We start from the raw sequence: 12,367 nt of genomic DNA, 5'->3' as shown, positions 1-12,367 counted from the left end.
CGAGAATACTCCAGGAAACTCGGAAGTACCTCATGATTTGCGGATAAATAGTCGTAAACAAGACGCAGGCGCGGATCCGCCACCGGGTCAGTGCTGCGGGAGCTCCACCACGACGTTGGTCGCCTTGATCGCGGCCACTGCCAGCACCCCGGGCTCCAGCTCCAGCTGGTCGGCGGCCTCGCGGCTCATCAGCGACACGACTCGATAGGGACCGGCCTGGATCTCGACCTGCGCCATCACGGTGTCTCTCACCACCCTCGTCACGATCCCCTGCAGCCGGTTCCGGGCGGACGACTCCCCCAGGACGAGCTCGGCCTGCGGCTCGCGCGCCAGCTCCTGAGCGAACTCGGCCAGCACCTTGCCCTCGATGACCAGTCGGCCGCCTTGATCATGGGTGGTGCGGAACCGCCCGGCGTCCGCCCACCGGCGCACCGTGTCGTCACTTACGCCGAGCAGCCCGGCGGCCTCGCTGATGCGGAAGTTCACGCGCACAGACTACTTCGGGTCGAGGTCAGCCACGCGGCACTTCGCGCTCACACCGCCCAAATGTGCACTTACGCTCCAAGGGCGCAGCTGTTGCTGCGCCCTTGGAGCGAGAGTGCACATCCCGAGGGGGGTTACCGAGGCTGCGTTTCGGACTCGGGGAGATCCGGCATCGGCTGCAGGATCTCCAGCAGGTGGTAGGTCCGCCGCCCGTCGTGGAAGCCCATCGTTCGTCTGCGCCAGGTGCCGAACAGGTCAGTCAGCTCCTTGCTGAATTGCTCGGCCTCCTCCTTGGTGAGGCGCAGTGCCGCGTTGTTGACCATGACGTGCACATTCGGGTCCGAGTCGTCGGCGCGAAGCGCTCGATCCACCATCGCCTTGGCATCCTCCGCGGACTGCCGTCGAAAGACGGAGACCGCTGCCGCTCCGCCGGACTCGCGCTCAAGCTGCCGCAGGCTCAGGTTCAGCCCGTGCTCATGGACCGGCTTCCACACCCGGTCCCGTCCATCCCGCGCATGCTCGGGGGCCGGCTCCACGAGGCCGTACTTCGCGAGCTGACGAAGGTGGAAGCTCGCCTGATTCGCGGGGATGCCCAGCTCCTCCGCGATGTCCGCGGCCCGGCTGTGCCCCGCGACATACACCTCCTGCAGCACCCTGTTCCGCACTGGATGGGCGATCGCTCGCAGCACTCGCGGGTCGCTGATCGGGGTGGCGTCCTCTGGCACAGCAGCAGCCTAACAAATTCCGCACGGACTATTGCGCACCTTCTATTGCGCACTGTATGTTGCACAATATGACCGGGTACCGAGAGCTCTCCCACAACCGCGACTTCACGATCCTGTGGGCGGGCGAGACCGTCAGCGAGCTGGGCAGTCGGATGAGCCTGTTCGTCTTCCCGCTGCTGGCCTACCAGCTGAGCCACTCGGCGCTGGTCGCCTCGATCGCCGAGACCGCCTATCTGCTCGGAATGCTGCTGACCATGCTGCCGGCCGGCGTGCTTGCCGACCGGATGCACCGCGGCCATCTGATGCGCATCGCGAGCGGGAACGGCGTGCTGCTGTATGCCTCGCTCGCCATCGCCGGCGCGCTCCACCACCTGACGATCACCCATCTGGTCATCGTCGGCCTACTCGCCGGAGCGGGAGCCGGCACCTTCGCACCGGCCGAGACGTCCGCGCTGCGCAGCGTGGTGCCCAACGACCAGCTGCCCACCGCGATGAGCCAGAACCAGGCCCGCCAGCACATCGCCTCGCTGCTCGGTGGCCCGGTCGGCGGTGCACTCATGGGACTCGTGCGCTGGCTGCCGTTCGCCGTCGATGCGATCTCGTATGCCGTGTCGTTCGTGACCCTCGGCCGCATCCGCACCGACCTCTCGGCGCCGCATCATGACGGCGCTCGACCGCGAGTGCGGGACGACCTCAAGGAGGGCTTTCGCTTCGTCTGGGCGAGCAGGTTCCTGCGCACCCTGACGACCTGGGCGGCCATGGTCAACCTGGTGATCAACGCGCTGTTCTTCGTTGCAGTGCTGCGACTGCTGCAGGCCGGCTTCCACCCGGCCACGATCGGCCTGGTCGATGCCGCGGCCGGGGTTGCCGGCATCGTCGGGGCCGTCCTTGCGCCCAGGATCATCGACACGTTCGCCACCGGCCGCCTCACCGTCATGGTCGCGTGGAGCATGGTGCCGCTCACCGTGCCGATGATCTTCTGGAACAACCCGCTGGTGGTCGCACTCGCGATCGGCTGTTCTCTCTTCCTCAACCCCGCCGGCAATGCCGGCATCGGCGCGTACCGGATGGCGCTCACTCCGGACCGGATGCAGGGCCGGGTGGCCTCGGCGTCCCAGTTCGCGGCAATGGCGATCATGCCGCTTGCACCACTGGCGGGCGGAGCGCTGCTCTCCGGCCTCGGCGGACCAGCCGCCATGGCAGGACTCGCGACGTCGGCCGCCGCCTGCGCGCTGGTGGTCACCCTCAGTCGCACCGTCCGGTCCGTGCCCCGACCCGCGGTATGGCGCGCGGAGCTCGAGTCGGCGCCGAAGTCCCCGCTCACGTCCCCGGCGGGTGTCGAGGTCGCCTCCTGAGATGGGGTCACCTACAGGGCGGCGATGCCTTCCGCGCCGACCGCGTCGGGCACGGTGACGGTGCCCAGGTTCGTGAGCGCACCCCGCTTGCCGACGCCGAACGTGGTGACGGTTCCGGTGGCGCCGCCCTGCACGTAGAGGTACCGGCCATCCGATGAGGCCGCGGAGTCGACGGTGCCGGCGGCGACCGGAGTGGTCCCGACCGAGTATAGGCCACCACCGCGGTTGACCCGGTATGACGAGAGATTGCCACTGCCGGCATTGGAGGCGTACGCGGTCGAGCCGATGGTGGTGAGCCAGCAGGTCGCCGCCTGGCCGGTGAGCGCGGAGCTGCCCGCCGTGAGCCTTCCGCTGGGCGCCACCGTGAAGGTTGCGACCGCGCTGGGACCGGCCTCGGTGAGCGCGAGGACACCGCCTGGCGCGAAGTCGAATCCGAATGGCACCGTGCCCGGCAGGTAGTTGACGACCGGCTTTAGCGCCGGCCCGAACAGGCCGAGATTGAATACGTCGACGCTGTTCTGGCCGTTCTTGGTGCTGACCAGCAGCTGACGCCCGTTGGGGGTGAACCCGATCTGACCGGGCGTGCTGGTGAACTCCGGAGTCTGCGCCGGGTTGAGTCCGAGACCGCGATGCCAGGACGGGATCGCCAGCAGGTAGCCGCCCAGGGACAGGTACCCCTGCACCGAGCCACCATCGCGGGCGTTGAGCACGAAGACTCGTCCATCCCGCGCCGCGACGCTTACCGGGAATGACCCATCAGAGCCGATGACCTGCCGCCGCACGAGCCGGTCGCCGACGACTGCGAAAACCGTGATGCTGTTGCTTCCGGCGTTGACCGCGTAGAGCGTGTGGGTGCCCGCGTCGTAGGTCAGCGAGCCCTGCGAGGCGAGGTGATCGACGACCGAGCCGCCGAGCTGGCCCCCGGTGCCGCCGGTCGCGTAGGTCGCGGTCTGCTGCAGGGCGCCGGATGCGGTGTGGTCGTACTGCACGATCTCGTTGCCGGACGGCGCGTCGTTCTGCACGAACACGGGATGCGCGTCGGCGTGCCTACCCTGGGTGGTGGTGGCAGCGTGCGCGGGTCCGACGCCGATGGCGAGGACGGCGAGCGCCGACGTGGCCAGGGCGGCGGTGCGAGCTAGTGGTTTCATGGCGGGGTCCTTAGCTATCCGGTGAGTTGGTCACCAGTTTGGTGTCGGCGCCTGTCCCGCTCTTACCAATCGCCCGCTACTGAGTTTGTCGAGAAGCGCCTGGGAATCGCCTGTGGGACCGCGAGCGCTCCCGGGGTTCGGCGAGGTAAGAAGTCCATGCGCCGCGCCACCAACAGAGCGGGAACATCCGTCGCCACGAAAGCGAGCCACCGTCATGCTCGAGCCAGGAACCGTCTTTCCGCAGCTGCCGATTCACACGATCGCCCACGGGGACATGGTGCTGCCGGACGCCTTGGCCGGCCGGTACGGCGTCGTGCTCCTCTACCGCGGCGCGTGGTGCCCCTACTGCAACGCCCAGCTCCGCGCGTTCCAGCACGCTCGGGCCTCGTTGGAGAAGGTCGGCGCGCAAGTGGTCGCGCTGAGCGTCGATGACGAGGACACCACACGGGAGCTGGCCGACAAGCACCAGCTCAGCTACCCAATCGGCTTCGGCGCCTCCGCACACGAGATCGCTCAGGCAACGGGCGCGTTCGTCAATCCCGATCCGGCCTACCTGCAGTCCACGGGTTTCGTGCTGGACCGCACGGGCAGGATCCTGGTGAGCGTGTACTCCTCCGGCGCCATCGGACGTCTGGTGCCGGCCGATGTCGTCGGGCTGATCGAGTATGTCGACGGCATGCCTCGCGAGGCGTGACGACGGCCCCGCGCCACGGGTTCGAACGACACCGTCGATCCGATCTGATCTGATGGGGGATGTGGCCACCGAACCCGACATCGACTCCGCGCAATGGCTCGCGACGCTGCGCGAGTCCGGGCCGGCCCATGACGACGCGGTGGCCCGCTTGCACGGGCTGCTGCTGCGGGTCGGTCTGCGGCACGCGCACAGCCGCGCCGCGGGCACCGGCCTGGGCGGGCCGGAGCTCGACGACCTCGCGCATCAGGCGGCGTCCGACGCTCTGCTGTCCATCCTGCGCAGGCTCGACAGCTTTCGCGGTGAGAGCCGATTCACCACCTGGGCCTACAAGTTCGTGATCCTCGAGGTGTCCTCGAAAATCGGCCGCCACTTCTGGCAACGAGCCGAGACGTCCTGGGACGAACCGGACTGGACGCAGCTGCCGGCAGCGTTCGGAGCCTCACCGGAGGAGACGCTCGCCGCCGCCGAGATCGTCGGAGAGGTCCAGTTCGCGGTAGCGCACCACCTGACCGAGTACCAGCGGGAGATTTTCGTCCATGTCGTCGTCGAGGGCATCCCGCTGGACGCGCTCGTCGCACGGCTCGGTATCACCCGAGGCACCGTCTACAAGGCCGTCTTCGACGCCCGACGCAAGATCCGCAAGCACCTCACAGAGACCGGGCACCTCGCGCAGAAAGGACAGCACCATGACTGACTGGCAATCGGCCTTCAACGAGTTTCTGAGTACCGACCCCACGGACGTCGGCTGCGACGAGGCGATGCGGGTGCTGGAGGTTTACGTCGACCTAGTCTCGACCGGACTCGACGCCGCCGAGCGGATGCCCGGAGTAGCCGCGCATCTGAAGGCCTGCGGACCCTGCCAGGGCGACTTCACGAGCCTTCTGGACGCCGTCACCGACACCCCACACTGATCGGCGCTGGTGGACTTCGCGTTCTTTCATGGGAGGCTGAAGGCCTGGCGGAGCGCGTGCGTTGAGCCAAAGCGGGTGTTGCCGGGCAGATCGCATCAGCTGCCGCCCGCCGGGTGAGAGGAAGTCGAGGGCACCGAGGTGGCTGACACATATCGCCCTCCCTGGTCGGGCCGTATGTCTGGCGCCGGCGATGGGCCTGCGATGTGAGCATCGGTGGGTTTGATCTCAACCTCCTGCCGACGCTGAGTGCGCTGTTGGAGGAACGCAACGTGACCAGGGCGGCCGAACGGCTGTCGCTCGGTCAGCCGGCGGTGAGCGCTGCCTTGGCTCGGCTGCGACGTCACTACGACGATCCGCTGCTGGTCCGGGAGGGGCGGGTCTATCACTTGAGCAGCCTCGCCGAGGCGCTGGTGGAACCAGTGCGTGAGGCGATGGCTGCGGTCGAGCGCTGTGTCTCGGCGCCGCAGGGCTTTGAGCCGGCCTCGGATGCAAGGTCGTTCACGGTGGCGGCGAGCGATTACATCTCGACCGTCCTACTTCGTCCACTGCTCACCCATCTGGCGCGGGAAGCACCAGGGGTCCGGCTGCAGCTGGTGCCGATCCGCGCCGGGTTGGACGAGGGGTTGCGGCGAGGATCAGTCGACCTCGCGCTGCTGCCGACCGAGTTCGCGACGACGATGCTCGACCTTGAGCGGCAGTTGCTCTACCGCGAACGTTTCGTCCTGGTGGCCGACCGCGACCAGCAGGCGCTGGCTGGTCGGGTCGAGCTCGATGCGACCACACCGGGCACCCCGATCGACCAGGAGCTGCTGCAGCGGTTGCCGTTCGTGATGTTTGCCGGCGAGCTGCCCTTCGTCCTGGAGCGCAAGCTGCAGGAGCAGGGGATCGAGCTGCGCGTCGACGTGACCACCGAGGCGTTCGTGGCCGCGCCGCTGCTGCTGCCCGGCACGGAGCTGGTGTCGTTTGTGCCCGAGCGCCTGGCCCGCCTCGTCGCCGGGCCGGCCCACCTCGCCTTGTACGCCTCACCGGTCGACATCGGCGACATCGTGGAGGCGATGTACTGGTCGCCGCGCCGAACCGGAGACTCCGCCCACCGGTGGCTGCGCACCCGGATCACCGCCGAAGCGCAGCGACTCACCTGACTCGGGCACCCGCGATCAGGCATCGATGGCGTCGATGCCAGCGATGCCGAATAGTTGTTTCCGCGCGGCGCTCGGCTCTGGTTGCCTTGTAGGCACAGCAACGGGGCACCACGTAACAGAGCACGACATCCGACGTCGTCGCCCCCGCGCTCACCCGAAAGCGTTCCCTGAGCCCCGGAAGGAACAACCATGCCCGTGCACGCTCTGGCCACCAGCAAGCTGATTCGGCTGCTGCGCCGTGCCCTGCCGAGTGACCTCGTCCGCGAGCCCGCGGACCCCGGCTACGCGGCCGCTACCCAACCGCACAACAGCAGCTTCCTGCAGCGGCCGGTAGTCGTCGTGCAGCCTGACACGGCCGAGCAGGCCGCGGCCGCGGTCGCCGTGGCTCGACAGGCGGGCCGCCGGGTCGTCGTCCAGGCCACCGGCCACGGCTCGGGCACCGCGTTGAACGACGACCTCCTACTGCTCGACACCTCCCGGCTCGACCAGGTGGTCGTGAACCCTGCCGAGCGCACCGCCCGCGTCGGAGCCGGCACCACCTGGTCGCGGGTCCAGCAGGCCGCCGAGTCCCACGAACTGCTCGCCCTCAGCGGCACGTCGCCCACCGTGGGGGTCTCCGGCTACACCTTCGCCGGCGGCGTCGGCTGGCTGGTCCGACCTCACGGACTCGCGTCAGGCTCGCTGCGGGCCGTCGAGTACGTCGACGGCGAAGGGACCCTGCGCCGCGCCGCCGACGACGCCGCAGACCCGGCGGACCGCGAGGCCCTGTGGGCCTTCCGCGGAGGGGGCCCAGTAGGTCTCGCCACCGCCCTGGAGATCGACCTGCACCCACCCGGTGACCTGTCGGCGGGATACCTGCTGTGGCCGGGCGGCGACCTGCCCCGGCTGGCCCAGGCATGGACCGACGCCCTCACCAGCGCCCCCGACACGTTGACCAGCACCCTGTCACTGCTGCACGTCCCACCGACCGGACCGTTCCCGGCAGAGCTGCTCGATCAGGTGGCCGTTCACCTCTGCTACGCAACTACCGGCGGCGAGCAGGATCTAACCGCGATGCGCGACGCGGTCCGCGCGGTCGCATCGCCGGTGATCGACACCACCGGACCAGCCGACGCCGCGACCCTGGCCGCGATTCACCTCGACCCACCCAGCAGTGTCCCGGCTCGCGGCGACGGCTGGTGGCTCGACATGCCCACCGCCGACCTGATCGGGTCACTGTTCGACGCCGCCCGGATCGGCCGGCCTCGCGGTCTCACCATGATCGAGCTGCGACACGTCGCCACCACCGCCCCTGCCCGCGAGGGCGTGCTCAGCCGGCCGCCGGCACCATTCCTGGTGCACATGGTGGCCGCCGCCCCCGACGACACCGCTCGCGCCGGGGTCGACGAGGTCCTCGCCGAGGTTGCCGGCGCCATCGGACCGACCGCACCCGGCCGGTCCGTGCCGTCCTTCCGGGAGGGACAGGCCGACGCCGGCACCGCGTTCGGCGAACCAGAGCTGGCCCGGCTCACCGCTGTTGCCGAGGCGCTCGACCCCGGCCGGGTGCTGCGCTTCCAGCGCGGCCTTCCTCGCTGACCACCCCTAGACCACACCACCACACGCTCATCGGACATCCACGAAAGGGATGACGACCATGAAGGTCCTCGCCACCGGAGCCACCGGATACTTCGCCCACCACATCGTGCCCGCACTCGCCGCGCACGGCGTCGAGGTGCGCGCCCTCGTGCACGACCCCGCCAAGACCGACCGTGCCCTGCGCGGCGGTGCGATCGAGACCGTGGTCGCCGATCTGCGCGACCCCGACAGTCTCGACGCCGCCCTCGACGGCGTCGACGGCCTCTTCCTCATCCTGCCGGCCTTCGCGCCGGACACTGTCGCGCTCGGCACCGGCGCCGTCGCCACGGCCGCCGCCCGCGGTGTACGCCGCGTCGTCTACTCCGGCGTCTACCACCCCTCGCTGTCACTGGCGAACCACGCCGACACCCGCCCGGTGGAGGAGGCGCTCTACCACTCCGGGATGGAGTTCACCGTGCTGCAGCCGGCCATGTACCTTCAGGGGCTGACCGGCAGCTGGCCGGCCGCGGTGGACACCGGCATCTACGCCGCGCCCTGGTCGCGCCGCGCCGCCATGACCTACGTCGACTTTCGCGACGTGGCCGAGGTGGCCGCCCACGCCTTCGCCCGTGACGACCTGGTCGGGGGAACCTTCGAGCTGGCCACCGGCACCTACACCCGCGAACAGATCGCGGTCGCGATGAGCCGCCACGCCGGCCGGCCGGTCGAGCCGGTCGATCTCCCGCCGCTTCGGGCCGTCGACGCGATGCCGCCCGGGCCACAGCGCGATGGCCTGGCCGCCATGTTCACCGACTATGACACCCACGGCTTCCACGGCGGGAACGACGTGGTGCTGCGCACCCTGCTGGGCCGGCCGCCCCGGACCCTTGAGCAGTTCATCGCCGAGCTGGCCGGCGACCAACCAATGGAGCGTCAAAGATGAGCAATTCTTCCGTGCGAAAACTCGATAGAGAAAGCGCCGGCCTGACGGCCGCTTCGACCGGGAGTCGCGCCGCGGTGCGGCGATGGGCATGGCTCGGCCTGGTCGCCCAGGCGGTCTTCCTCGCGAGCTGGCTCGTCGCGGCGTCCTGGCAGGGACCGCGCTACAGCGTGCTCGCCCACACCATCAGCGACATGTCCGCGGTCACCGCGCCGCACGGCGAGTTCCTGGTCGTGGTCCTGACGTTGTGCGGCGCCGCCACGATGGGCTTCGCATTGCGTTCGGTGTGGCCGACGCTGCGCACCGGTGGCTGGAGAGCATCGACGGGTGCCGTCCTGCTCACCCTGTCCATCGTCGGGCTCGGTGACCTGCTCTCTCCTGCCGAGAGGCTGGCCTGCCGGATGGCCGACCCGGGATGCACCCCCACCCAGCAACTGTCCAACACCGGCGGACAGCTCGACAACGCCATCAGCTCGATCGGCCTCCTGCTGCTCGTGATCGCCGCATTCTTCCTGGCCGCAGCGATGCGGCGCACGCACGGCTGGCAGAACTGGGCGCGCCCGACGCGCTGGACCGCAGTCCTGATCACCGCCTTCGCGGTGGCCAGCGTGCTGACGCAGGACGCGGGCTACACCGGCCTTTTCGAGCGTCTGGTCGCCGTGACGGGCGCAGTTACCCTCGCCGTGCTCGCGATCGGGATCCTCCGACGGACGCGGGGCACGTCCTGACGGTCGTCGTACGAGCAGCGGCGGACGCCTTCACGTCCGTATGCTCCGCCGCTGTCGTAGTGTCACGACCATGCTCCGCGAAGTTGCGCCCGGCGTGCTCGTGCGCCAGAGCGCGTTCTGCCTCAGTAATGCCGTGATCGTGCTCGGCGACGACGGCGTCCTCCTGATCGACCCCGGCATCAGCGGAGCCGACCTCACCGATCTGGCGAGCGAGCTGCATACGCGTGGCCTGGTCGTCGCCGCCGGGTTCGCCACCCACCCACACTGGGATCACGTGCTCTGGCACGAAGCCTTCGGCACTGCACCGAGATTCGCATCCCGGACCTGCGTCGAACACATCCACACCGATCTCGAGGACGCACGCGGCAAGGCCGGCGACCTTGCACCGGGCGCACCGCTCGACCTGCTCGGCGACCTCACTCCCCTGCCGGACGGACCCCGCACGCTGCCGTGGGTGGGACCGCGCGTGCACCTCGTCGAGCACCAGGCGCACGCCCCCGGGCACGTGGCGCTGCTCGTCGAGGGCGCCGGGGTGCTCGTCGCGGGCGACATGCTCTCCGACGTCGAGATTCCGCTGCTCGACCTCGATTCACCCGATCCCGTCGCCGCGTATGCCGAGGGGCTCGACCGCCTGAGCGACCTCGCCTCGACCGGCGCCCGGCTGGTGGTGCCCGGACACGGAGCCGCCGGCGATGCGCAGGAGTTGCGTCGCCGGCTCGCGCTTGATCGCGACTACCTGAGGGCACTGGAATCCGGCGGCGGTGAGGACGATCCGCGCCTTGGTCCCGACACGGCATACGGCCGGGACTGGCTGCTGCGGGACCACGGCGCCCAGGTCGCCGTCGGGCGCCGAGGTCATGCCTGACCGCGCCGCCCATCCGGAAGCGGCGTGGCTTCGAAGTACATTCGATAACAGGTCGCCCTCCAGGCAACTCCATTCCGATCTCCAAGAAGAGCTGGTCACGATGCAGCAGACGCGTTCGGCACCGGGTGGCACCGTGGACAGCACCGGTGCGGCGGGCGGTGTACGCGCGTCGGGCCGTATACGCGCGTCGGGCAGTTGGCGAGGGTGGCTGACCTGCCTGCTCGGACTGGCGTGGCTGGTCGATGCGGCGTTGCAGTACCAGCCCTACATGTTCACCAAGGCGTTCCCGCACGACATCATTCGCCCCACGGCGGCCGGCAACCCGGGCTGGGTGCGAGGCCCGATCGACTGGTCCGCGACCCTGATGTCGCATCACCTCGTGCTGTTGAACGCCGCGTTCGCCTCGCTGCAGTTGGTGATCGCCCTGGGACTGCTGTGGCGCCGGACTCGCAAGCCCGCGCTGGTCGTGTCCATCGCCTGGGCCCTGTCGGTCTGGTGGATGGGAGAGGGCCTCGGAGGCATCCTGATCGGCCCGGTGTCCCTGCTGGACGGCCTGCCCGGCGGCGCCCTGCTGTATGCCGTGATCGCCGTCCTGCTCTGGCCGCGCCGATCGGCGCCTGAGGGCTCGGCGCCGCGGAGCGTGGCCACGGACAGTCCACTGGGCAGGTTCGGCGCGCTCGGCCTGTGGGTGGTCCTGTGGGCGTGGTTCGCGATCGAAACCCTGCTGCCCGCCAACCGGGCGGCCGGTGCAATGCACGACACCGTGGCCGGGATGGCCGACGGCGAACCGCACTGGATCCGGAGCATCAATACCTGGGGCGCCGACCTGCTCGCCGGTCGCGGGCTGGCAGCGTCGATCGTGCTTGCCGTTTGCCTGTTGCTCATCGCCGGGTGTCTCTTCGTCCCCTCGCTGACCCGTCCGGGCCTGGTCCTTGCCATCGCCCTGTCCCTGGTGATCTGGGTCGTCGCACAGGACTTCGGCGAGATCGCCACCGGGACCGCGACCGATGTGAACGCCGCCCCGCTGCTGGCTCTCCTTGCGCTGTGCTACTGGCCGACCTCGAGGCGCCGGACTCACCGCCCGCTGCGGTGACCCGCGGGTCGCCCACTGGCTCCCTCGAGTTGTGCTCTTCGCTCGACAACTGGGCGGGTATCTCTTGACACAGCGGGTATTGGCACAGGCGGTATTGGCCCAGCGGGTGGATGGTGGCGGTGGTGGTGACCCGTTGACAGATCTATTCACTGTGTGAATAGATAGGGCCATGTCAACGGGTCACGTGCTTTTGGGGCTGCTGAGCAGGGGGCAGCAGCACGGCTATGACCTCAAGCGCGCACATGACGACCGGTTCCCCGCGGCCAAGCCCATGGCCTACGGACAGGTCTACGCGTCGTTGGAGCGGTTGCACCGCCAGGGGTTCGTCGAACCTGTGGCGGTGCAACGCGTCGACGGGCCGGACCGCACGGTGTATGCCATCACGGCCACCGGGCGGGCCGAGTTGACCGACTGGATCGAGACGGTCGAGACGCCGTTCGTGCATGTCGCGAACCCCCTGGCCACCAAGGTGACGGTGGCGCTCCTGGTGACCGACACGGCCTACGCCACCACCTGCCTGGAACGGCAACGCGCGTCGCACCTCGACGCGATGCGCCGATACACCCGGGCAAAAACGGACCCGTCGCTGCCGATTCACGAGGTGCTGGCGGCCGACTACGCCATCGCCCACCTGGATGCCGACCTGCAGTGGATGGAGTCGGCCCTTCAACGCGTCGCCGCCCTCGGCGAGGCGATCGCGACATGAACGCACTCACGCCACCATCTATC

General features: G+C 69.3%; 14 protein-coding genes. 11 read left to right on the top strand and 3 right to left on the bottom strand.

Annotation, left to right across the window (positions count from 1 at the left end; translation table 11 throughout):
• Positions 1 to 87: 87 nt before the first annotated feature.
• Together FGL98_RS15585 and FGL98_RS15580 are read right to left on the bottom strand one after the other, a co-directional pair.
• Positions 88 to 486, bottom strand: a complete 399-nt coding sequence (locus FGL98_RS15585; protein WP_222432212.1) for a TOBE domain-containing protein — start codon at positions 484 to 486, stop codon at positions 88 to 90.
• 131 nt (positions 487 to 617) lie between these two features.
• Positions 618 to 1,208 (bottom strand): winged helix-turn-helix domain-containing protein, encoded by a 591-nt coding sequence (locus FGL98_RS15580; protein WP_222432211.1) that lies wholly within the window; start codon positions 1,206 to 1,208, stop codon positions 618 to 620.
• A gap of 68 nt (positions 1,209 to 1,276) precedes the next feature.
• Between FGL98_RS15580 and FGL98_RS15575 the strand changes: the two genes are divergently transcribed.
• Positions 1,277 to 2,563, top strand: coding sequence for an MFS transporter (locus FGL98_RS15575; protein ID WP_146318086.1), 1,287 nt, complete (start codon positions 1,277 to 1,279; stop codon positions 2,561 to 2,563).
• A gap of 11 nt (positions 2,564 to 2,574) precedes the next feature.
• Here the strand turns inward: FGL98_RS15575 and FGL98_RS15570 are convergent, their stop codons facing one another.
• Positions 2,575 to 3,711, bottom strand: coding sequence for a lactonase family protein (locus FGL98_RS15570; protein WP_146318084.1), 1,137 nt, complete (start codon positions 3,709 to 3,711; stop codon positions 2,575 to 2,577).
• A 214-nt stretch (positions 3,712 to 3,925) separates the two neighbouring features.
• Between FGL98_RS15570 and FGL98_RS15565 the strand changes: the two genes are divergently transcribed.
• From FGL98_RS15565 to FGL98_RS15520, 10 genes are all read left to right on the top strand, one after another.
• Positions 3,926 to 4,405, top strand: a complete 480-nt coding sequence (locus tag FGL98_RS15565; RefSeq protein WP_146318082.1) for a redoxin domain-containing protein — start codon at positions 3,926 to 3,928, stop codon at positions 4,403 to 4,405.
• Positions 4,406 to 4,466: 61 nt separating this feature from the next.
• Entirely contained in the window at positions 4,467 to 5,099 is a 633-nt protein-coding gene (locus FGL98_RS15560; protein ID WP_222432210.1) for an RNA polymerase sigma factor, read from the top strand.
• Positions 5,092 to 5,316: a hypothetical protein gene (locus FGL98_RS15555; RefSeq protein ID WP_146318078.1), complete on the top strand. Its 225-nt coding sequence runs from the start codon at positions 5,092 to 5,094 to the stop codon at positions 5,314 to 5,316. Before FGL98_RS15560 ends, FGL98_RS15555 begins: the two co-directional genes overlap by 8 nt.
• A gap of 203 nt (positions 5,317 to 5,519) precedes the next feature.
• Positions 5,520 to 6,458: a LysR family transcriptional regulator gene (locus FGL98_RS15550; RefSeq protein ID WP_146318076.1), complete on the top strand. Its 939-nt coding sequence runs from the start codon at positions 5,520 to 5,522 to the stop codon at positions 6,456 to 6,458.
• 189 nt (positions 6,459 to 6,647) lie between these two features.
• Positions 6,648 to 8,033 (top strand): FAD-binding oxidoreductase, encoded by a 1,386-nt coding sequence (locus FGL98_RS15545; protein ID WP_146318074.1) that lies wholly within the window; start codon positions 6,648 to 6,650, stop codon positions 8,031 to 8,033.
• A gap of 58 nt (positions 8,034 to 8,091) precedes the next feature.
• A complete protein-coding gene (locus FGL98_RS15540; protein ID WP_186526195.1) occupies positions 8,092 to 8,955 on the top strand; it encodes an NmrA family NAD(P)-binding protein in 864 nt (287 codons plus the stop codon).
• Positions 8,952 to 9,680, top strand: a complete 729-nt coding sequence (locus FGL98_RS15535; RefSeq protein WP_222432209.1) for a DUF998 domain-containing protein — start codon at positions 8,952 to 8,954, stop codon at positions 9,678 to 9,680. The genes FGL98_RS15540 and FGL98_RS15535 overlap by 4 nt, the downstream gene beginning before the upstream one ends.
• A gap of 70 nt (positions 9,681 to 9,750) precedes the next feature.
• Positions 9,751 to 10,545, top strand: coding sequence for an MBL fold metallo-hydrolase (locus FGL98_RS15530; protein ID WP_146318070.1), 795 nt, complete (start codon positions 9,751 to 9,753; stop codon positions 10,543 to 10,545).
• Positions 10,546 to 10,645: 100 nt separating this feature from the next.
• Complete coding sequence (locus FGL98_RS15525; protein WP_146318068.1) at positions 10,646 to 11,638, top strand: hypothetical protein; 993 nt, start codon at positions 10,646 to 10,648, stop codon at positions 11,636 to 11,638.
• 169 nt (positions 11,639 to 11,807) lie between these two features.
• Positions 11,808 to 12,344, top strand: a complete 537-nt coding sequence (locus FGL98_RS15520; protein WP_146318066.1) for a PadR family transcriptional regulator — start codon at positions 11,808 to 11,810, stop codon at positions 12,342 to 12,344.
• Positions 12,345 to 12,367 lie beyond the last annotated feature (23 nt).

The organism is Leekyejoonella antrihumi (assembly GCF_007845645.1).
GTDB classification, from domain to species: Bacteria; Actinomycetota; Actinomycetes; order Actinomycetales; family Dermatophilaceae; genus Leekyejoonella; species Leekyejoonella antrihumi.
This window is presented reverse-complemented; position numbering and strand designations above follow the sequence as displayed.